At 64.2% G+C, this 20,024-nt stretch carries 18 protein-coding genes; 8 read left to right on the top strand and 10 right to left on the bottom strand.

Features of this window, described 5'->3' with window-relative positions; translation table 11 throughout:
• Positions 1–49 precede the first annotated feature (49 nt).
• Both P6U31_RS22120 and P6U31_RS22115 read right to left on the bottom strand, forming a co-directional pair.
• Entirely contained in the window at positions 50–3,193 is a 3,144-nt protein-coding gene (locus tag P6U31_RS22120; protein ID WP_407183833.1) for a multidrug efflux RND transporter permease subunit, read from the bottom strand.
• Positions 3,190–4,359 carry an efflux RND transporter periplasmic adaptor subunit gene (locus tag P6U31_RS22115; protein WP_407183832.1) on the bottom strand — a complete coding sequence of 390 codons (1,170 nt, stop codon included), beginning with the start codon at positions 4,357–4,359 and terminating at the stop codon, positions 3,190–3,192. Before P6U31_RS22115 ends, P6U31_RS22120 begins: the two co-directional genes overlap by 4 nt.
• Before the next feature lie 378 nt (positions 4,360–4,737).
• Between P6U31_RS22115 and P6U31_RS22110 the strand changes: the two genes are divergently transcribed.
• From P6U31_RS22110 to P6U31_RS22085, 6 genes are all read left to right on the top strand, one after another.
• Complete coding sequence (locus P6U31_RS22110; RefSeq protein ID WP_027571757.1) at positions 4,738–4,977, top strand: hypothetical protein; 240 nt, start codon at positions 4,738–4,740, stop codon at positions 4,975–4,977.
• Positions 4,978–5,202: 225 nt separating this feature from the next.
• Positions 5,203–7,602 (top strand): TonB-dependent receptor, encoded by a 2,400-nt coding sequence (locus P6U31_RS22105; RefSeq protein ID WP_407189913.1) that lies wholly within the window; start codon positions 5,203–5,205, stop codon positions 7,600–7,602.
• Between the two features lie 2 nt (positions 7,603–7,604).
• Positions 7,605–8,294, top strand: a complete 690-nt coding sequence (locus P6U31_RS22100) for a Fe2+-dependent dioxygenase (protein ID WP_407183831.1) — start codon at positions 7,605–7,607, stop codon at positions 8,292–8,294.
• Entirely contained in the window at positions 8,291–9,256 is a 966-nt protein-coding gene (gene exbB / locus P6U31_RS22095; RefSeq protein ID WP_407183830.1) for a tonB-system energizer ExbB, read from the top strand. Before P6U31_RS22100 ends, exbB begins: the two co-directional genes overlap by 4 nt.
• A gap of 3 nt (positions 9,257–9,259) precedes the next feature.
• Positions 9,260–9,715 (top strand): TonB system transport protein ExbD, encoded by a 456-nt coding sequence (exbD, locus tag P6U31_RS22090; RefSeq protein ID WP_407183829.1) that lies wholly within the window; start codon positions 9,260–9,262, stop codon positions 9,713–9,715.
• A gap of 11 nt (positions 9,716–9,726) precedes the next feature.
• Positions 9,727–10,545, top strand: a complete 819-nt coding sequence (locus tag P6U31_RS22085; protein WP_407183828.1) for a TonB family protein — start codon at positions 9,727–9,729, stop codon at positions 10,543–10,545.
• Here the strand turns inward: P6U31_RS22085 and P6U31_RS22080 are convergent.
• The 3 genes from P6U31_RS22080 to P6U31_RS22070 form a co-directional block, all read right to left on the bottom strand.
• On the bottom strand, positions 10,533–10,955 hold the full coding sequence (locus P6U31_RS22080) for a hypothetical protein (protein WP_407189912.1): 423 nt from the start codon (positions 10,953–10,955) through the stop codon (positions 10,533–10,535). The two genes, P6U31_RS22085 and P6U31_RS22080, sit on opposite strands and share 13 nt — an antisense overlap.
• A 63-nt stretch (positions 10,956–11,018) precedes the next feature.
• The gene (locus P6U31_RS22075; RefSeq protein WP_407183827.1) at positions 11,019–11,699 is read right to left on the bottom strand and encodes a site-2 protease family protein; all 681 of its coding nucleotides are present in this window, start codon (positions 11,697–11,699) and stop codon (positions 11,019–11,021) included.
• 73 nt (positions 11,700–11,772) lie between these two features.
• Positions 11,773–12,642: a LysR family transcriptional regulator gene (locus tag P6U31_RS22070; protein WP_407183826.1), complete on the bottom strand. Its 870-nt coding sequence runs from the start codon at positions 12,640–12,642 to the stop codon at positions 11,773–11,775.
• Positions 12,643–12,731: 89 nt separating this feature from the next.
• Between P6U31_RS22070 and P6U31_RS22065 the strand changes: the two genes are divergently transcribed.
• Positions 12,732–13,643 (top strand): DMT family transporter, encoded by a 912-nt coding sequence (locus P6U31_RS22065; protein WP_407183825.1) that lies wholly within the window; start codon positions 12,732–12,734, stop codon positions 13,641–13,643.
• A 2-nt stretch (positions 13,644–13,645) separates the two neighbouring features.
• On the opposite strand, the gene P6U31_RS22060 is transcribed toward P6U31_RS22065, so the two are convergent.
• The 5 genes from P6U31_RS22060 to P6U31_RS22040 all read right to left on the bottom strand — a co-directional run bounded on the left by P6U31_RS22060 (position 13,646) and on the right by P6U31_RS22040 (position 18,743).
• Complete coding sequence (locus tag P6U31_RS22060) at positions 13,646–14,038, bottom strand: GFA family protein (RefSeq protein ID WP_407183824.1); 393 nt, start codon at positions 14,036–14,038, stop codon at positions 13,646–13,648.
• Positions 14,039–14,045: 7 nt separating this feature from the next.
• Positions 14,046–14,792: an SDR family NAD(P)-dependent oxidoreductase gene (locus P6U31_RS22055; RefSeq protein WP_407183823.1), complete on the bottom strand. Its 747-nt coding sequence runs from the start codon at positions 14,790–14,792 to the stop codon at positions 14,046–14,048.
• A 17-nt stretch (positions 14,793–14,809) separates the two neighbouring features.
• A complete protein-coding gene (locus tag P6U31_RS22050; protein ID WP_407183821.1) occupies positions 14,810–15,541 on the bottom strand; it encodes an SDR family oxidoreductase in 732 nt (243 codons plus the stop codon).
• Between the two features lie 135 nt (positions 15,542–15,676).
• A complete protein-coding gene (locus P6U31_RS22045; protein WP_407183820.1) occupies positions 15,677–17,506 on the bottom strand; it encodes an IlvD/Edd family dehydratase in 1,830 nt (609 codons plus the stop codon).
• A gap of 136 nt (positions 17,507–17,642) precedes the next feature.
• The gene (locus tag P6U31_RS22040; RefSeq protein ID WP_407183819.1) at positions 17,643–18,743 is read right to left on the bottom strand and encodes a LacI family DNA-binding transcriptional regulator; all 1,101 of its coding nucleotides are present in this window, start codon (positions 18,741–18,743) and stop codon (positions 17,643–17,645) included.
• Positions 18,744–18,945: 202 nt separating this feature from the next.
• Here P6U31_RS22040 and P6U31_RS22035 point away from each other — a divergent pair, with 202 nt between their 5' ends.
• Positions 18,946–20,013: an ABC transporter ATP-binding protein gene (locus P6U31_RS22035; RefSeq protein WP_407183817.1), complete on the top strand. Its 1,068-nt coding sequence runs from the start codon at positions 18,946–18,948 to the stop codon at positions 20,011–20,013.
• The last annotated feature ends 11 nt before the right edge of the window (positions 20,014–20,024 follow it).

Raw genomic sequence — 20,024 nt, 5'->3', positions numbered from 1 at the left:
GGCGTGAACCGGGGCCTCGCTGTAGCGTCGCGGAAGGTGCGGCGCAAGCTCACTCGGCGGCTTGCTTGACCGTGCCGCGCTCGGACGTCTCGTGGCCTTCGTCATCCGAACGGCCCCAGGTGGAGAACCAGTTGTTGAGCTTGTCGAGATAGAGATAGACGACGGGCGTGGTGAACAGCGTCAGCGCCTGGCTGACGATCAGGCCGCCGACCATGGCATAGCCGAGCGGCTGGCGGATCTCGGCGCCGGTGCCGTGACCGAGCATCAAGGGCACGCCGCCGAGCAGCGCGGCCATCGTCGTCATCATGATGGGGCGGAAGCGCAGCAGCGCGGCCTGGCGGATCGATTCCTCCGGCGTCTTGTGCTCGTCGCGTTCGGCGGCGATCGCAAAGTCGACCATCATGATGCCGTTCTTCTTCACGATGCCGATCAGGAGGATGATGCCGATCAAGGCAATGAGGCTAAAGTCGAAGCCGGCCGCCATCAGGATCGCCAGCGCGCCGACGCCGGCCGAGGGCAGTGTCGACAGAATCGTGATAGGATGGATGTAGCTCTCGTAGAGGATGCCGAGGATCAGGTAGACCACGACGAGCGCGGCGAGGATCAGCAGCGGAACGGTGCCGAGCGACTGCTGGAACGCCTGCGCGGTGCCCTGGAAGCTCGAGTTGAGCGTCGGCGGCGCGCCGAGATCGGCCATCGCCTTCTGAACGGCCTCGGTCGCCTGGCCGAGCGCGACGCCCTGCGCCAAGTTGAAGCTGAGCGTGATTGCCGGGAATTGGCCCTGGTGGCTGATCGAGAGCGGGCGGACCGGATCGGTGGTCCAGGTCGCGAACGTCGACAGCGGGACCTGATCGCCCGTCAAAGGCGATTTCAGATAAAGCTTGTTGAGGCTGTCGAGGTTGCCCTGCATCTCCGGCAGGATCTCCAGGATCACCTTGTAGGTGTTGAGCTGGGTGAAATACTGCGTGACCTGCCGCTGTCCGAACGCGTCATACAGCGTGTCGTCGATCAGCTGCGGCTGGATGCCGTACCGTGCGGCGGTGTCGCGGTTGATCCTGAGCTGGACGGTGGTGCCCTGGGTCTGCTGGTCGGTCGCGACGTCACGCAGCTCCGGCAGCGTCTGCATCTTGGCGAGGATCTTGGGCGCCCATTCGTTGAGCTCGTCCAGATTGGCGTCCTGCAGCGTGAATTCGAACTGCGTGCGCGTCGGCCGCCCGCCGAGCCGCACGTCCTGGGCCGCCTGCATGTAGAGGCGGGCGCCGGATACCTTCTCGAGCTTGGGACGCAGCCGCGCGATGATCTGCTGCGCGGAGGCCTCGCGCTCGTTGCGCGGCTTAAGCGTGATGAACATGTTGCCGTTGTTGCCGGCGCGGCCGCTGCCGCCGATGTTCATCGCGATCGTGGCGACGTCTGGGTCCTCCATCACGATCTTGCCAAGCTCGACCTGGCGGCGCTGCATCTCCTTGAACGAAATGTCCTGTGAGGCTTCCGAGGTCGCGGTGATCAGGCCGACGTCCTGCTGCGGGAAGAAGCCCTTCGGGATTAGGACGAACAGGTAGATCGACAGGGCGAGCGTGGCGAAGAAGATCGTGAGGGTGGTGCGCCGCCAGGCGAGGGCATGGTCCAGTATATATTCATAGCCGCGCAACATCGCGTCGAAGGCGCGCTCGCTCCATTGATAGAAGCGGCCGTGCTGCACCTCGCCGTGGGCGCGCAGGAAGCGCGAGGCCATCATCGGTGTCAAGGTCAGCGACACGAACATCGAGACGAAGATGGTCATCGCCAGCACGACTGCGAATTCGCGGAACAGGCGCCCGATGATGCCGCCCATCAGGAGCAGCGGGATCAGCACTGCAACCAGCGAGATGCTGATCGACACGATGGTGAAGCCGATCTCCTTGGAACCGCGGAAGGCGGCCGCCATCGGCAATTCGCCTTCCTCGATATAGCGCGTGATGTTCTCGAGCATCACGATGGCATCGTCGACCACGAATCCGACCGCGATGGTGAGCGCCATCAGCGACAGATTGTCGAGCGAATAGCCGACGACCCACATCAGCGCGCACGCGCCCAATAGCGCCAGCGGAACCGTGACAGTCGGAATGACGGTGGCCCAGAAGCTGCGCAGGAAGATGAAAATCACCATGACCACGAGGGCAATGGTCAGCAGCAGCGTGAACTGGACGTCCTCGACCGCCGCGCGGATGGTCGTCGTGCGGTCGCTGATGAGCTCGATCTTGATCGCGGGCGGGATCGCCGCCACGAGGCGAGGCAGAGTCGCCTTGATCCTGTCGACGGTCTCGATGACGTTGGCGCCGGGCTGCTTGAAGATCACCAGGAACACGCCGCGCTTGCCGTTCGCCCAGGCCGCCTGCTTGGCGTCTTCGGCGGCGCTGACTGCCTGGCCAATGTCGCGGATTCGCAACGGGGCGCCGTTGCGATAGGCGATGATGACGTCGTTCCAGTCCTTCGCGTGCGTGAGCTGGTCGTTGGCGTAAATCGTGTAGGCGCGCTTCTCGCCGTCGATGTTGCCCTTGGGACTGTCGACCGTGGTGATCGCGATCTGGCTGCGGATGTCCTCCATCGACAGGCCCTTGGCGACCAGCTTCGCCGGATCGACCTGGATGCGGATGGAAGGTTTCTGCTGGCCGCCGATGAAAACCTGCGCGACGCCCGACAGCTGACTGATCTGCTGCGCGAGCTGGGCGTCGACCGCGTCGCTGACGCTGGTCAGAGGCAGCGTCTCCGATGTCGCCGAGAGCAACAGGATCGGCGCGTCGGCCGGGTTGACCTTGCGGTAGGTCGGCGGCGAAGGCAGGTTCTTCGGCAACTGACCGCTGGCGGCGTTGATGGCGCCCTGCACGTCGTTGGCGGCCCCGTCGATGCTGCGGTTGAGGTCGAACTGAATGGTGATCGACGCGGTGCCAAGATAACTCGTCGAGGTCATCTGCGCGATGCCGGGAATCTGGGCGAACTGGCGCTCGAGCGGCTGGGCCACCGACGAAGCCATCGTCTCGGGGCTGCCGCCCGGCAGATTGGCGGTGATCTGGATGGTCGGGAAGTCGACCTGCGGCAGCGGTGCGACCGGAAGCAGGGGGTAGGCGACGAGACCGACAAAGAGGATGCCGGCCATCAGCAGCGAGGTGCCGATGGGATACCGGATGAAAGGTGCCGAAATCCCGCCCTCGGTCATTCCTGTCGCACCTTGTTCTGGGCCGGGTTCGAGCTCGCCACCGTCGTCGAGACGAGGCTTCCGGGTTGCACCTTGAACTGGCCGCCGGTGATCACCTGCTGTCCGGGCGTCAGTCCTTCTTCGATGACCGAACGACCATCGATGGCATAGCTGACCTTGATCTTGTGCACCTCGGCCTTGTTGTCCTGATTGACGGTATAGGCATAGAGGCCGTTGGTGGAATGCTGGATCGCATCATCCGGAACCACGGTCGCGTCCTTCAGCGTCCGCACCAGAAGCCGCGTCGAGACCGATTGGCCCGGCCACAGCGTATGGTCCTTGTTGTCGAACACGGCTTTGAGCCGGATTGTCCCGCTCGTCGTGTCGACCTGATTGTTGATGACCGCAAGCTTGCCCTCGGCCAGCGTCTTCTTGCCGTCGGTGGTGAAAGCGATCACCTTGAGCGCGTCGGACTTCTGGCCTTCGCTGATGTAAGGAAGCTGGTCTTCCGGTGCCGTGAAGATCACGGCGATCGGCTCGACCTGCGAAATCGTGACGATGCCCGTCTGCGTCGAGGCATTGACGATGTTGCCGATGTCGACCTGGCGCAGGCCGGCGACGCCGGTGATCGGCGCCTTGATCTGCGTGTAGTCGAGCTGGGTCTGGGCGTTGGCGATCGCGGCTTCGTCGGCGGCAATCTGGGCGGTGAGCTGGGCGACGGTCGAACGCTGGGTATCGACCCGCTGTGCGGTTGCGAATTCGCCCAGCTTCATGGCGCGCTGAAGCTCGAGATTGGCGTTGGCAAGGTTCGCCTCGTCCTGCGCCTTCTTGGCCTTGGCTTGGTCGAGCGCGGCTTGATACGGGCGGGGGTCGATCGAGACCAGAAGCTCGCCCTGCTGGACGATCTGGCCCTCCTTGAAGGCGAGCTTGTCGATCTGGCCGTCCACGCGGGTCCGGACCTGTACGGTGTTGAAACCCTGAACTGTGCCGAGACCGGTCAGGTAGACCGGGAAGTCGGCCTTCTGGACCGGCGAAACGCTCACCGGGACGGCGGCGGGGCGGGGTGGGCCTTTTTGGGCGGTCTGGGCCTTTCCGGCTTCAGCACCGCGCTTCTGCCAACCATAATAACCCGCGGAGGCCACGGCCGCGATGATCAGAAGCCAGAGGATCGGCCGGGACTTTTTCATGTCGTCTCGTGTCGGCTCGTATGCCCTCAGCTTACGAATTATGGGGCAATAGCAGGGTTCCAGCGCGCTTGTATAATACACGCCAAGTTCCAGTGTAAACAGCACTATCCGTCGAGAATCCTAAACAATTGGAAAGCTTTGCACGGTCTGGGCAGCGGTCTGGCGTAGCAGTGTGCAGTGCTGCATTTTCCGCCGGGGCCGATCGGCGGGCAAGTCTTGTGCGACACCCGCGGACGGTGTGCTCAAGGCCGGCCGGCATCGCGCCGCGCCGCTGTGCGATGCCGGCCACGAGAACGGTTCTAAATCGTGCCGACGCCGTTTCGGTTGTCAGGAATTTCGGCATCGTCCATATCGGCGCCGCCACCAATGGAGCGCAGGATGGACGAACTGAACGGCAAGCTGATCGCGTGTCAGATTCTGATCACTGGATTGATCGCGCGTGTGGCCAACGAGCAGCGTGATCCCTTGCGCTTCCTCACCGACTTCCGAGACGAGATCAAGGCTGTCGTGAATGGCGTCAACATCGCCGGCATGGACAGCACCGATCGCGTGCGCGCCGTTGCGCAGAAAACGGTCGACGAATTGTTTTCGCTGATGAAGCCGCCGAGCAGTGATTGACGCTGTGAGCGAGACCGCGGATTGCGCAGCATTCGATGCTGTCTTTTAGAACGAGTCCAATCTCTGTTTAGAACGGTTTCAAACTCCAGTTTAGAATTGTTTTGATCTGGATGGATTCAAGCGTTCTTGCGAGCCGCTCGCATTGACCCACTATTTTGCGGCCGATACCAACAACGCGTCGTTCATCGAATTGAATGAGCGAACAGGAAGATGGGGCGTTGGGTAATGGGGCAGGTGGTCGCACCGAAGTCGTTGCGTTCGGTCGCAGCATTCGATCTGGTGGATGAAAAGTTCACGGGCGTTTCCGGCAAGAAGGTTTCGGCGGTGGCGAGCTTGATTGCGGTGGCGTCGGTGTCGAGCGGGGCGCAGGCGCAGCAGTCGAACCTGCCGCCGGTGACGGTCGACGCGCCTGTCGAGCGGCCGCGTCCGACGGCTTCGAAGCCCTCGCCGGAGCAGATCCGGGCGCGCAACGCGCTTCGTCGCGCCGCGCAGCGCGAGCAGGCGGTCCAGCAGGCGGCGCCGACTGCTCCGTCGGGTGCTCCCGACGGCAATCCCTATGCCGATCCGGCCGCGCCCTACAAGGTCGACCACGTCCAGGCCTCGGGGAAGTTTCCCGAGAAGATGCTGAACACGCCCAAGACCATCACGGTGCTCAGCAAGGAAGTGCTCGAGGACAAGAACGCGACGACGCTGAAGGAGATCGGGCGCTCGACCGCCGGCGTGACGCTGGGCTCGGGCGAGGGCGGCAACGCGTTCGGCGATCGCTTCTTCATCCGCGGCTTCGACGCGCGCAACGACGTCTTCATCGACGGCATCCGCGATCCCGCCGTTTCCATCCGCGAGAACTTCTTCACCGAGCAGATCGAGATTCTGCGCGGTCCGGCGTCCTCCTACGCTGGCCGCGGCACCGCCGGCGGCGCCATCAACATCGTCACCAAGCAGGCCGGCGACGTCAATTTCAAGCGCATGGATACCGAGTTCGGCACCGACAGGACCAAGCGGGTCACGCTCGACGTCAACCAGGTGATCGATCCGACCTTCTCGGTGCGCACCGGCGGCCTGTTCCAGGACGCCAATGTCGCCGGACGCGATCACGTTACCGACAATCGGTGGGGCACGTTCATCTCGACCAAGTACACCCCGACCACCGACCTCAAGATCACCACGAACTACGTCCATACTGATCTCAGCGGCTATCCCGATTTCGGCGTGCCCTACTACAAGCAGGGCAACGTGCCGGTGACGTCGGCCGGCATCCCGCGCGGAAACTGGTACGGTTTCCTCAACCGCGACTTCCAGACCGCGCGGCAGGATTTCGGCACCGGCACGATCGAGTACAAGGTCAACGAGGCCATCACGCTGACCAGCAAGGTGCGTGGCGAGCATTCGCTGCTCAACTATATCGGCACGCTGCCGCAGAACCCGAACACGACCAGTCCCAATCCGCTGCTCTGGACCACGACGGCGAGCGCGCAGAGTCGCTACCAGAACGTGGATGTATGGGCCAATCAGAACGAGGCCACGTTCAAGCTCGACACCGGCGGGGTCAAGCACACCGCGGTGTTCGGCGTCGAATATTCGAACGAGAATATCTCGATCGACCGCTATGCGGGTCTTGCGTCGGAACTGTCCGGTTCCGCTTTCACCAGCACCGGTGCCGTGTCGGGGGTCAATCTCTATGCCCCGCAATACACCTACATTCCGTTCGGCATTCCCTCGCTGCTCGGAAATCCGACGCGCTACGGCGTCAACACCAGCAGCGTGTATGTCATGGATACCGCGAACTGGCAGGACACGATCATCGTCAATGGCGGCGTGCGCTACGACGGCTACAGTCAGAGCGCGTCGAACAATTCGAGCTACGTGACGCAGAACGCGGATCTCGTGAACTACAATGTCGGCCTGGTCTACAAGCCGATGTCGATCGGCAGCATCTATGCAGCCTATGCGACCTCGGCCAATCCGTTCGGTTCGGAGCTTGACGCGACCGGCACCGATTACGGCGGCGTTCCCCCCAACTCGACCCTCTTGCTCGGGCCCGAGCGCAACAAGGCGGTCGAGCTCGGCACCAAATGGGAGCTCGCCGACCGCCACCTGCTGGTGACCGGTGCGCTGTTCCAGACCACCAAGGACAACGCGCGCGAGACCGTCAACGGCCTGCTGACCTCCGGCGCGGCCTACCGGATCCAGGGCATCGACATCGAAGCCGAAGGTAAGATCACCGATCGCTGGAGCATCTTCGGCGGCCTGGTGCTGATGCAGTCCAAAGTCACGCAGAGCGGCGTCGCCTCGAACCTCGGCCTGCAGCTCGCCAACGTCGCCCACCAGTCGTTCAGCATGCTGACCAAGTACAAGTTCGACGGCGGTTGGGAGCTCGGCGGGCAGGCGGTGTACCGCTCGAAGGTTTATGGCGGCACGTTTGCGGCCAATACCAACGAGCTGCCGAGCTATTGGCGCTTCGATGCGTTCGTCGAGAAGAAGATCGACCAGAACTGGACCATGAAGTTCTACGCGCAGAACCTGACCAACAAGCTCTATTACGACTCGTTCTACCGCAGCAACGTGCCCTTCGTGGCGGTCGCGCCGGGGCGGGCCTTCTACCTCGTGACGACGGCGAAGTTCTGATCATGTTGACGTGTCTGCCGGGCGTTCTCAGCAAGGAAGATGTGGCGGATTTCCGCCGCATCATGGACGCCAGCGAATGGGAGGACGGTCGATCGACTGCCGGTGCGCAGTCGGCCATGGTCAAGCGCAACGAGCAATTGCCTGCGGATAGCGAGGTCGCGCGCAGGCTCGGCAACCGCATCATCTCGGCGCTGACGTCCAATCCGCGCTTCATCGCGGCGGCGATCCCGCTCCAGATCTTCCCGCCGCTGTTCAACCGCTATGCGGCGAGCAGCGGCCATCATTTCGGCCTGCATGTCGACAATGCGATCCGGGGCGATCGCCTGACCGGCCTTCGCATCCGCACAGACCTGTCGGTGACGCTGTTCCTCGCCGAGCCGGAAGATTATGACGGTGGCGAACTTGTGATCGAGGACACTTACGGCTCCCACGAAGTGAAGTTGCCAGCCGGCGACTGCGTGCTCTATCCCTCGACCAGCCTCCATCTCGTCACCCCCGTGACCAGGGGAACGCGGGTTGCGTCTTTCTTCTGGCTTCAGAGCATGATACGGGACGATCAAGCCCGGAGCATGATCTTTGACCTCGACACCGCGATACAGGCGCTGGTGGAACGGCTCGGGCGTGACGATCCCGAAACGGTCAAATTGACGGGTATCTATCACAACCTCATTCGCTACTGGGCCGAAGTATGAAGATCATGTCCTTCCAAGCAAGCCTTGCCGCAGCCGCGATGTTGGCGACCGCCTGGCTCGCATCCCCCGTGGCCGCCCAGACGCAAGCCGCGCCCGCACCGGCGCAATCGGCCACCCAGCCATCTGGGGGCAGCCCGACGCCAGCAGCGACCGCACCTGGTGCCCCGGCACCTGCGGCTTCCACGGCAACCGCTCCGGCCGTTCCGACGGCACCCCCTGCGGCCATCGTCTCGACGACCGCAAAGCCCGACGGGGCCGCCATTGCGCCGGCGATGAAGGAATTGTCGCCCTGGGTCATGTTCATGTCGGCCGACGTCATCGTGAAGGCGGTGATGATCGGGCTTGCCTTCGCATCGCTGATGACTTGGACCGTCTTCATCGCCAAGTCGATCGAGCTGTCGGTTGCCTCCGCCAAGCTTCGTTCGGCATTGAAGAAGATTGCGGAGACGCGCTCTCTTGCCGAAGCACAAATGGCGCTCGGCGGCGGGGAGGGCATCCTGCCGTCCTTCCTGACGGCGGCCCTGCGCGAGGCCCGGATGTCGGCCGGCCTGTCCAGCGACGCCGGCATCAAGGAGCGTGCGGCCTCCAGCTTCTCCGAGATCGTACGGGCCGAGGCGCGGCGCATCCGGATCGGCATGGGCGTGCTTGCGACCATCGGCTCGACCTCGCCCTTCGTCGGCCTGTTCGGCACGGTCTGGGGCATCATGAACAGTTTCATCGGCATCTCGAAATCGCAGACCACCAACCTTGCTGTGGTCGCGCCCGGCATTGCCGAGGCGCTGCTCGCCACCGCGATCGGCCTCGTTGCGGCGATTCCTGCGGTCATCATCTACAACCACTTCTCGCGCGTGACGAAGAGCTATCTCGAACTGGTCAGCCGCGCCTCGGGGGCGGCGGCGCGGCTGCTCTCGCGCGACCTCGACCGCAGCCACGGCAGCGTGCATTCGCGCGCGGCGGAGTGAATCATGGCCGTTTCGCTCGCAGACAATGATGACGACGACGATTTCGCCGAAACGCATGACATCAACGTCACGCCGTTCATCGACGTCATCCTGGTGCTGCTGATCATCTTCATGGTCGCAGCTCCGCTGTCCACGGTCGATCTGCCGATCGATCTGCCGACGTCGAGCGCGACGCCGCAGAAGAAGCCGGACAAGCCGACCTACCTCAGCATCAAGCCGGATCTGACCCTTGCGATCGGGGAAAACCCGGTTCACCGGACCGAGTTGATCGGAACGCTCGACGGGATGTCCGATATGAGCAAGGACAAGTACGTCTTCCTGCGCGCCGACAAGTCGGTACCGTATGGGGAGTTGATGGGTGTGATGGAGCTGTTGCGCTCAGGCGGTTATACGCGGGTGAAGCTGGTGGCGCTGGAAGGCGCCCCTGCGGCGCCCGCGGCAGGCGCCGGTCAACCTTAAGAAGACGCGCGATGTCGGACGAACTCAAACCATCCCGGAAGCTCTGGATCCTGGCGGCGGTGGCGGCGCTCGCGCTCCATCTGGGTGGTGCTGCGCTCGCGCTGGCCCATCTGCGGGTCGATGACGATGGCGACGGCCTGGGGGCGGCTGGTGCGGAATTCGCAGTGGAGATGACCTCGCCTCCGGTTCAGGAATCGAATCTGCCGCTTGCGCCGACGGAGTCGGATGAATCGGAGGAGCGTCCGGCGCTGCCCGAGCAGAAGACCGAGGTGAAGGAGTCGGATCTTCCCCAGGACCGGCCGCAACAGGTCGAGGAGGCCGATCGTCTGGTCACCGAGAACAAGACGAAGAAGGAGCAGGACGACGAGCCGAAATTGGCCGCGGTTGAAACGCCGGCCATGGAGGCGTCCCAGAAGTCGGTTGCAGCAGATCGGCAGACTTTCGAAGATGCTGTCCGCGAAGGCGAGAAGGCCATGGCGCCGGTGCTTGGCATCGGCAAGGACCTGCTGAAGCTGACGGCGGACTGGAACCGCAAGATCAGCGCGCATCTCGCGGCGCACAAGGTCAATCCCCAGGGCAAGGAGCCCAAGGACCAGACGGCAAAGGTGAGCTTCGCGCTCAACCGGAGAGGCAACGTGATTTCGGTCGATGTCGTGGAATCGTCCGGAGATGCGGCTTACGATGCCGCTGCGATCTCCATGGTCCACAAGTCCGATCCGTTCCCGGTACCGCCCAACGAGCTGACCGAGGAGCGGTTCGAGCGCACCGTCGAGATCAAGTTCAAGCCGCGTGACGAGAAGAAAAGGAAGACGACCGCTCAGCGCCAGTAGAGCCGGATCGCGACATAGACGACGACCAGGCAGGCGAAGATCAGCGCCACCGGCAGCGGCCGCTTCTGGGTTCCAGTGAACGCTCCCGCCCCCAAGGAGGCTGATTTCTTCGGGGCCGGTGCCGGACGGCGAAAAGCGGTAACATTGTCCCGCGCCGTTTCAGGCGGACGGGAGCGGACGTCGGGCGCGGTTCCCCCGCCGCCCATTTCGGCATAATAGGCCTTGTAGATTGCGCCGATGGTGGCTTCGGTGGCCTCGCCCTCGCTGGTCTGCGTCAGCAGGTTCTGATAGCTCGCCAGGAACTCCTGGGCCTCCGGGGGCAGTGCGGACGCCCCATTGAGCTTGGCCATCATCTTCCAGGTGGCGAAATCGGCGCGGGCGCGGGTGTCGGCCCGTCGCGCGATCAGCATATCGGCAGCTTTGACCAAGTCGGCCTCTGGCCCTTCGGCTTGTGTTCGAGTTTCGCTGTTCAACTACGCATTGCCGGTCAGGAAGAGAACAGCCTGAATCACATGACCGGTCAACGTCCGCAGTATTGCTGAAATAACATCAAGATTTAGACCGAACTGCGAGCCCGCCAGCGGCAGCAGGATCAAGAGGCTGATCAGGATCAGCATCCCGAACGGCTCGAGCCGGGCCAGCGGCAAGGCGAGCGGGCGGGGCAGCAGCCCGACCGCGACGCGCCCGCCGTCGAGCGGCGGGATCGGCATCATGTTGAAGACGGCAAGGATGACGTTGATGATCAGTGCATTCTTGAGATTGTCGGCGACCCATTTCGCCGAGCCGGCCGGCACGAGGGGCAGGGCGTGGAAGGCGAGGGCCGCGGCGAGCGCCAGCAGGATGTTGGTGACAGGCCCCGCAAGGGCCACCCAGACCATGCCCAGCCTGGGATTGTTCAGCTTGCGGAAGTTCACCGGCACCGGCTTGGCATAACCGAACAGAAACGGCGAATGCGCGAACAGCAGCATCGCCGGCAGGATCAGGGTGCCGAACGGATCGATATGCCTGATGGGATTGAAGCTGACGCGGCCGAGCTGCGCGGCCGTGTTGTCACCGAGCCGGTCCGCGACGAAGGCGTGCGCAGCCTCGTGAAAGGTGATGGCGAGCACCAGCGGCAGCACCCAGACGGAAAGGTCATAGAAGGAAATGTTCACGGCTCGTTGATCCCGGTTCGCTCGCGGCCTTGCAGCCGTTCCAGCCAAACCGGCGGTGCAGCAACGCTTCGACTCAAAATAGGGTGGCCGCGTCCGGAATGCCACGCCGCAGATGATCAGCCAGCAGTGCCGCCGGACGCGACAGTTTGCGCGCGCAATGGAGGCGGATGTCCGCGGCTGGTAGCGGCGGCAGGCCGTCGCGCTCCGACAGGACGCGCAGACGAGGCGGCAGGAGGCCGGCTTTCACCACGGTGATCGCAAGGCCCTGGGCTGCGATCGCCTCCACCGCAGCAAGCGTCCGGCTGATAAAGGCGAGGCGCCAGGGACGGCCGGCGGCATCGAGCGCGGCCGCAGCCCATTGCCGGAACAGGCAGCCGGGTGGGTAGAGCGCGAGGGGCAGCGCGTCGTGCGGTGCCCCGACTGAATATGACGCGGCCGCGGCCCACACCGCCTGCTCGCGTCGCAGCAACTCGCCGTCGCCGCGTCCCTCAGGGTGCATGGCGATGACGAGGTCATAGTCCTCGCCGAGCCGGGACGGCATCGTCGCAGTCAGCCCCGTCTCGATCTCCACCCGGATCTCCGGACGGCTGCTGGCCAATTGCGCCAGCAATGGCGGAATGACGATCGTGCCGTAGTCGTCCATCACGCCGAGGCGAACGACGGCTTCGTGCTTGCGCGCGCGGAGCGCATCGACGGCCTCTGCGTTGAGGTCGAGCAGCCGCTTGGCGTAGACGAGCAGTTGGCCGCCTGCTGGAGTCAGTGCAACGCTGGCCCTGGTGCGTTGGAACAGTTTTGCGCCGAGCCGTTCTTCCAGGCGCCTGATCTGGACGCTGATCGCGGATTGGGTCCGGTTGAGCGTCATGGCGGCGCGCGTGAAGGAGCGATGCTCGGCGACTGCGGCGAAGGCCTTCAGCAGATCAGGATCGAGAACGGGTGCGGTCATGATGAAAACTTATCCTGGCATGACGGAAATTCCATTCCCCGTTTGGGCGCGCCTCGTATGCTGCTTTCAAGGCACCAACGGGAGCAAGCATGGCCGAGATCTCCGGCGTTCTGGCGGCCGTCCTGTCGAGCGGCCTCGGCGGCACCTCGATCGGCGCGACGCGCTATCTGGTGGGCAGCATCGATCCGCTGGCGATCGGCTCGTTCCGGTTCGGCATCGGCTTCCTCCTGCTGTTGCCTCTCGCACTGCTGCGCGGCGATCGCTGGCCGCAGCGAGGCGACTGGGCCGCCGCCATCGCGCTCGGCATCCTGTTCTTTGCGCTGTTCCCGATCCTGTTCAACGCGTCGCTGATCTTCACGACCGCCGCGCGCGGCGCGCTCGCCCTGTCCACGCTTCCCCTGTTGTCGCTCGTGATCGGCGCCGCCCTCGGCGCCGAGGCCCTGACTTGGCGCAAGTCGGTCGGCGTCGTGATCGCGACCTCTGGCGTTGCGGTCGCGCTGCTTTCCGACCTCGGCTCCGCGCCGTCAGGCGCCTGGCGGGGCGATCTCCTGATGATGGCGGCGGCGCTGTGCATGGCGCTCTACGGCATCTGGTCGAAGCCGCTGATCCGGCGCTCCGGCCCGATTGGTTTCACGACCATGGGCATGGCGGCGGGCGCCATCTGCCTGATCCTGCTCTCCTATGTCCGCGGCAGCTTTGCACCGGTTGCGGATTTCGGCGCGCCGCAATGGTTGGCGGCTGCTTATCTCGGTGGCTTCGGCGCGGCGCTGACCTTCTATCTCTGGGCCTTCGCGCTGGAGCGTACCACACCGACGCGCGTTGCGATCTCGGTGACGGTCAATCCGATCACGGCCTCGCTGATCGGAGCCTGGCTGCTGAACGAACCGCTGCGCTGGAATCTAGCGGCCGGCATCGTCGCGGTGTTCGCCGGAATCTGGATCGCGACGACGACGGGACGGCGCGTTCAGGCGGCGAGGGCGCCGGTGTCAGGCCAGGTCTGACATCAGGCCGGAATCGTTCCCTGATATTGCGTCAGACCGTCGTCGAGCTTGAGCCAGGCGGGCTTCTCCGAGACCCAGATGTGCTCGGTCGGCGCGAAGGCGTTGCGATCGTCGAACACCGATAGCGCGACGCCCGCCAGCGTACCGTTGCGCCGCCAGGAGAACAGGCGCGTGCCGCAGCGCTTGCAGAACACGCGGTCGATGTTCTCGGACGATGCATAACGCCCCGTGTCACCCTCGACGGTCAGCGCGCGCTGGTCGAACTGCGCACGGGCGAAGAAGGGGGATCCCATCGCCTTCTGACAAAGGCGGCAATGGCAGATGCGGACGTTGAGCGGCTCTCCCTCCGCCTTGAACCGCACTGCGCCGCACAGACATCCACCTTCCCGGATCATGCTGTCCTCAATAGGTCGCCCGTCCGCCGGAAATATCAAACACCGCGCCGGTCGAGAACGCGCAGTCCTCGGAGGCGAGCCAAGCCACCATTGCGGCGAGCTCTTCCACCAGCACGAAGCGCGCCTTCGGAATCTTCGACAGCATGAAGTCGATGTGCTGCTGCGTCATCTGGTCGAAGATCGCGGTCTTCGCGGCGGCAGGTGTCACCGCGTTGACGAGGATGTCATGCGCGGCGAGCTCCTTGCCGAGCGATTTCGTCAGCGCGATCAGGCCGGCCTTGGAGGCCGAATAGTGCGCGGCGTTCGGATTGCCCTCCTTGCCGGCGATGGAGGCGATGTTCACGATACGCCCGTATTTCTGCTTGAGCATCACGGGCACGATCGCCTTGGAGACGATGAAAGGGCCGTCAAGGTTGATGCGCAGCACCTTGCGCCATTCCTCGAGGTCGGTCTCCCAGACCGGCTTGTTGACGCCGGCGATGCCGGCGTTGTTGACGAGGATATCGATCTTGCCGAAGGCGGCCAGCGTCGCATCGCGGGCCTGCTCCACGGCTGCGGTGTCGGTGACGTCGACCTTGAAGACGCGGACGCTGTCGCCGATCTCCTTCGCGGCCTTCTCGGCCAGGGCGGCATCGAAATCCCAGATCGCGACCTTGGCTCCGGAGGCAACGAAGCGCTCGGTGATCGCGCGGCCAAAGCCCTGCGCGCCGCCGGTAACGATTGCGACGCGGCCGTTGAGGTCGATCTTGTTCATGCCGGCTGCCTCTGGCGTCAGAGCATGTAGCCGCCGTCGACGACGAGGTCGACGCCGGTGGTGAAGGCGCTTTCGTCGCTGCCGAGGTAGACCGCCATGGCAGCGATCTCCTCGGCGGTGCCGAGCCGGCCCATCTTCTGGCGCGAGATGAACATCTCCTTGCCTTGCGGGCCTTGCGCGGCGGCGCGGTCGAGCATCGAGGGCGTCTCGACGGTGCCGGGGCAGATCGAGTTGCAGCGGATGCCCTTGGTGATGAAATCGAGCGCCACCGCGCGCGACAGCAGCGATACCGCCGCCTTCGACGAGCTGTAGACGTAGCGGTTGGCCGGCGGCCGCAGCGCCGCGCAGGACGAGATGTTCACGATGCTGCCGCCGCCGCCCGCGATCATGTCGGGCAGGAAGGCCTTGATGGTCCGGTGCATCGACTTGACGTTGAGGTCGAACGAAAAGTCGAAATCCTCTTCGGAGCACTCCAGGATGGAGCCGTGGTGCACGAAGCCGGCGGCGTTGAGCAGGATGTCGATCTTGCCGATGCGCTTGGCAAAGGCGTTGACCTCGGCGGTGTTGCGGACGTCGAGCTTCGCGGCCTCGGCGATGCCTTCCTTGGTCAGGCTCGCGATGCCAGCTTCGTTGATGTCGGTGGCGATGACGGTTGCGCCTTCACGCGCGAATGCGATGGCGCATGCGCGGCCGATTCCCGCCGCGGCAGCCGTGACGACGGCGCGCTTTCCCTTGAGGCGGTCTGCCATATTCATGTTCTCCCTATGGTCATTCGATGCCAACCCCCACGTCATTGCGAGGAGCTCTTGCGACGAAGCAATCCAGAGGCTTTCCGCACGGGAAGACTGGATTGCTTCGTTTCGCTCGCAATGACGGTGTGGCGGCTAGTGATTGTCCCGCGCCACGCCGAAGGTGCCGGCGACGTTCTGGTAGCGCGTGGCGAGCTCCATGCAGGCGCCGGTCGATTGCTGGCCGACGGTGTTGCGATAGATTTCCTGCCACGGGGTCTGGTTCGGCGGATGCTTGAAGCCGCCATTGGCCTTGAGCTCGGCGTGGCGCTGCTTCAGCTCCTGGTCCGAGATCAGGATGTTGGCGCTGCCCTTGTTGAGGTCGATGCGGACCTTGTCGCCGGTCTTGAGGATCGCAAGCCCGCCATTGGCGGCGGCTTCCGGCGAGGCGTTCAGGATCGAGGGCGAGCCCGAGGTGCCGGACTGGCGGCCGTCGCCGATGCAGGGCAGGGACCGGATGCCGCGCTTGATCAGCGCCGCCGGCGGCTGCATGTTCACGACCTCGGCGCCACCAGGGTAGCCGATCGGGCCGGTGCCGCGGATGAACAGCACGCAGCGCTCGTCGATATCGAGCGAGGGATCGTCGATCCGCTCGTGATAATCCTCCGGGCCCTCGAACACGATCGCGCGGCCCTCGAAGGCGTTCGGGTCCTTGGGGTTGCTGAGGTAGCGGTCGCGGAATTCCTTCGAGATCACTGAGGTCTTCATGATCGCGGAGTCGAACAGATTGCCTTTCAGCACCAGGAAGCCGGCGTCCTTCACCAGCGGCTTGTCGTAGGCCCAGATCACGTCGTTGTCGGGTGCGGGCGCGTTCTTGCAGTTCTCGCCGATGCCGCGGCCGTTGACGGTGACGGCGTCTTCATGGATGCGCTTGTGCTTCATCAATTCGCGCACCACGGCCGGCACGCCGCCGGCGCGGTGGAATTCCTCGCCGAGATAGAAGCCGGCCGGCTGCATGTTGACCAGGAGCGGCACGTCGTGGCCGACCTTCTGCCAGTCCTCGATCGTGAGCTCGACGCCGATGTGGCGGGCGAGCGCGTTGATGTGGATCGGTGCGTTGGTCGAGCCGCCGATCGCCGAATTGATCACGATGCAGTTCTCGAACGCCTTGCGGGTGAGGATGTCCGAGGGCTTGAGGTCTTCCCACACCATCTCGACGATGCGTTTGCCGGTCTCGTAGGCGATCTGGCCGCGCTCGCGATAGGGTGCCGGAATCGCCGCGCAGCCCGGCAGCGAGAAGCCGAGCGCTTCGGCGAGGCCGTTCATGGTCGAGGCGGTGCCCATGGTGTTGCAATGGCCGACCGAGGGCGCGGAGGAGGCCACGATCTCCATGAACTCTTCATAGTCGATCTCGCCCGCGGCGAGCCGCTCGCGCGACTTCCAGACGATGGTGCCGGAGCCGGTGCGCTCGCCATTGTGCCAGCCGTTGAGCATCGGGCCGCCCGACAGCACGATCGCCGGCAGGTTCACGGTCGCCGCCGCCATCATGCAGGCCGGCGTGGTCTTGTCGCAGCCGGTGGTGAGCACGACGCCGTCGAGCGGATAGCCATAGAGGATCTCGACCAGGCCGAGGTAGGCGAGGTTGCGGTCGAGCGCCGCGGTCGGCCGCTTGCCGGTCTCCTGGATCGGATGGGTCGGGAATTCCATCGCAATGCCGCCGGCCTCGCGGATGCCCTCGCGGACGCGATGGGCCAGATCGAGATGGTGCCGGTTGCAGGGCGAGAGGTCGTTGCCGGTCTGGGCGATGCCGATGATCGGCTTGCCGGACTGCAGCTCGGCGCGGGTGAGACCGTAATTCAGGTAGCGCTCCATATAGAGCGCGGTCATGCCCGGATTATGCGGGTTATTGAACCATTCCTGCGAGCGAAGGTGGCGTCGCGTACCGTTGCCGGTGGGGGCATGCCCATTGGTTGGCTTTTTTGTCATTGGTTTCTCCTGCAATGCAAACGCACTGGCGTTCCGTCCATTACGTCAGTCTTGGGCTGTCGGCTTGTGCGATGCCCAACGGCGCGAATGATGGATCGCTGGCCCGCTGGCGGGTCGTTTCCTCACAAATCCGATACTAGTCGTGGCCACTTGGTAACGCTACCATTTTGTTCACCGCAGCCGCACCCGAAACGGCTGGTCTGCTGTCCGAATGGCGCGACGACGAGCTTTGCCGCTCGATCACCTTGAAACCGAGATCGAGCACCGGCTGCTCGGGGCGCCGGCCGTCGATCGCTTCGATCAACATGGCGGCGGCGGTCTTGCCCATCTCGTAACGGTTGGTGCGCACACTGGTGAGGGTGGGGACGGCGGACGCCATGAATTCGAGGTCGTTGAAGCCGACGATGGCGATCTGGTCGGGGACGGCGATCTCGCGGCGCCGGCATTCGAACAGAACGCCGAGCGCGAGGTCGTCATTGGCGCAGAACACCGCATCAAGCTCGGGCTCCCGGGCCAACAGATCCGTGAATAGCGCGCCGCCGAGCGTCACCGAGGTCGGCGTCGCGGTCGTAACGACGAGGCGCTGGTCGAACAGCCCGGCGTCCTTCATGGCGGAGACATATCCGTCGAGGCGCCGCTGCACCCGCGGATCCATGCGCGCCCCGACGAAGCCGATTCTGCGGCGGCCCTGTTCGAACAGATGCGCGACCGCCGCGCGGGCTGCATCGTAGTGCGAAAAGCCGATCATCATGTCGACCGGATCGGGACCGATCTCCATGATCTGAACGATCGGGCAGTCGGCAGCCTCCAGCATCGCGCGCGATTCCGCGGTCTGGTCGATGCCGGTGACGATCAGCCCGGCCGGCTTCTGCGCAAGAAACAGGCGCAGCAGCTTCTCCTCCTGGAGAATGCTGTACCGCGTGTTGGACAACTGGATCGAGTAGCGGCTGCCTTCGGACGCGTCGTAGATGCCGCGCAGCACGTCCGAGAACACGTTGTTGGTGAGAGAGGGGATCAGGACACCGATCACCTCGGTGCGCTGCGAGGCCAGCGCGCGGGCTGCAAGGTTCGGGACATAGCCGAGCTCCTTGGCGGCGCTCTCGACCCGGGTCCGCTTGGCGACCGACAAGGCTTCGGGATTACGGAAGAAGCGCGACGCCGTAATCGGGCTGACGCCGGCAAGCTCGGCGACTTCCGCCAGTCGGATTTTGCCTGACTTGGTGCGTTTTCGACCCATTTGCTGCTCTTAACACAGTCAGTCCCGCAAACAAAGGAACGTTGACAGCGCTACCAGCAACGACTAACCAAAGACAAATTGCCAAAACCGCTCAAACTGCCGACAATGTTGCCCGCTAAGATCGGGCTTCGTTCGGCGAAGTCTGAAAAAACAAGACGGTCGCGGCGCAAGGGGCGTCGTGGACTTTCGAGGAGGGAGCTAGATGTCGTCTGTGCAAATCCGCGACGTGCGGAAATCGTTCGGCAATTTTGAAGTCCTGCACGGCGTGACGATTCCGATCGAGGATGGCCAGTTCGTGGTCCTGGTCGGCCCCTCCGGCTGCGGCAAGTCGACGCTTCTGCGCATGCTCGCCGGTCTCGAAAACATCACCTCCGGCACGATCTCGATCGGCGACCGCGTCGTCAACAATGTCCAGCCCAAGGAGCGGGACATTGCGATGGTGTTTCAGAACTACGCGCTCTATCCGCACATGACCGTCGCCGACAATATGGGCTTCTCGCTCAAGCTGCGGAACGCGAGTGCCGACGAGATCAACAAGCGCGTCAAGCGCGCCGCCGAGATCCTCGCGCTGTCGCCGCTGCTCGACCGCTATCCGCGCCAGCTGTCCGGTGGCCAGCGCCAGCGCGTCGCGATGGGCCGCGCCATCGTGCGCGATCCGCAGGTCTTCCTGTTCGACGAGCCCTTGTCGAACCTGGATGCCAAGCTGCGCGTCGCCATGCGTACCGAGATCAAGGAGCTGCACCAGCGGCTGAAGACGACGACCGTCTACGTCACCCACGACCAGATCGAGGCCATGACCATGGCCGACAAGATCGTCGTCATGCATGACGGCATCGTCGAGCAGATGGGCACGCCGCTCGAGCTCTATGACAAGCCCGACAACCAGTTCGTCGCCGGCTTCATCGGCTCGCCCGCGATGAACTTCCTGAAGGGGCATGTGCGCGTCAACGGCGTTGCGACCTTCGAGGGGCCGAACGGCGTCAAGCTGCCGCTCAAGACCGCGCCCGCGGCGTCCGACGGGCGTCCCGCGGTCTATGGCGTGCGGCCCGAGCATTTCACCATCGCCGACGACGGCGCCGAGGCCGAGATCATCGTGGTCGAGCCGACCGGCTCGGAGACGCAGGTGTTCGCCAAGGTCGGTGGCGAGCAGGTCGTCGCGGTCTTCCGCGAGCGTCACCAGTTTAACCCGGGCGACAAGGTACGGCTGAAACCTGACCCGTCACTGGTGCACTTGTTCGACGAAGCGACGGGGAAACGCCTGAACGCATAGGGCAAACAAGA

Origin of the sequence: Bradyrhizobium centrosematis (assembly GCF_045571495.1) — a bacterium.
Lineage (GTDB): Bacteria > Pseudomonadota > Alphaproteobacteria > Rhizobiales > Xanthobacteraceae > Bradyrhizobium > Bradyrhizobium centrosematis.
This window is presented reverse-complemented; position numbering and strand designations above follow the sequence as displayed.

Bases quoted from the DNA above. Each gene is read 5' to 3' on its own strand.
- P6U31_RS22120 (WP_407183833.1), bottom strand. From the start codon at position 3,193: ATGACCGAGGGCGGGATTTCGGCACCTTTCATCCGGTATCCCATCGGC.
- P6U31_RS22115 (WP_407183832.1), bottom strand. From the start codon at position 4,359: ATGAAAAAGTCCCGGCCGATCCTCTGGCTTCTGATCATCGCGGCCGTG.
- P6U31_RS22110 (WP_027571757.1), top strand. From the start codon at position 4,738: ATGGACGAACTGAACGGCAAGCTGATCGCGTGTCAGATTCTGATCACT.
- P6U31_RS22105 (WP_407189913.1), top strand. From the start codon at position 5,203: ATGGGGCAGGTGGTCGCACCGAAGTCGTTGCGTTCGGTCGCAGCATTC.
- P6U31_RS22100 (WP_407183831.1), top strand. From the start codon at position 7,605: ATGTTGACGTGTCTGCCGGGCGTTCTCAGCAAGGAAGATGTGGCGGAT.
- exbB (WP_407183830.1), top strand. From the start codon at position 8,291: ATGAAGATCATGTCCTTCCAAGCAAGCCTTGCCGCAGCCGCGATGTTG.
- exbD (WP_407183829.1), top strand. From the start codon at position 9,260: ATGGCCGTTTCGCTCGCAGACAATGATGACGACGACGATTTCGCCGAA.
- P6U31_RS22085 (WP_407183828.1), top strand. From the start codon at position 9,727: ATGTCGGACGAACTCAAACCATCCCGGAAGCTCTGGATCCTGGCGGCG.
- P6U31_RS22080 (WP_407189912.1), bottom strand. From the start codon at position 10,955: ATGCTGATCGCGCGACGGGCCGACACCCGCGCCCGCGCCGATTTCGCC.
- P6U31_RS22070 (WP_407183826.1), bottom strand. From the start codon at position 12,642: ATGACCGCACCCGTTCTCGATCCTGATCTGCTGAAGGCCTTCGCCGCA.
- P6U31_RS22065 (WP_407183825.1), top strand. From the start codon at position 12,732: ATGGCCGAGATCTCCGGCGTTCTGGCGGCCGTCCTGTCGAGCGGCCTC.
- P6U31_RS22060 (WP_407183824.1), bottom strand. From the start codon at position 14,038: ATGATCCGGGAAGGTGGATGTCTGTGCGGCGCAGTGCGGTTCAAGGCG.
- P6U31_RS22055 (WP_407183823.1), bottom strand. From the start codon at position 14,792: ATGAACAAGATCGACCTCAACGGCCGCGTCGCAATCGTTACCGGCGGC.
- P6U31_RS22050 (WP_407183821.1), bottom strand. From the start codon at position 15,541: ATGGCAGACCGCCTCAAGGGAAAGCGCGCCGTCGTCACGGCTGCCGCG.
- P6U31_RS22045 (WP_407183820.1), bottom strand. From the start codon at position 17,506: ATGACAAAAAAGCCAACCAATGGGCATGCCCCCACCGGCAACGGTACG.
- P6U31_RS22040 (WP_407183819.1), bottom strand. From the start codon at position 18,743: ATGGGTCGAAAACGCACCAAGTCAGGCAAAATCCGACTGGCGGAAGTC.
- P6U31_RS22035 (WP_407183817.1), top strand. From the start codon at position 18,946: ATGTCGTCTGTGCAAATCCGCGACGTGCGGAAATCGTTCGGCAATTTT.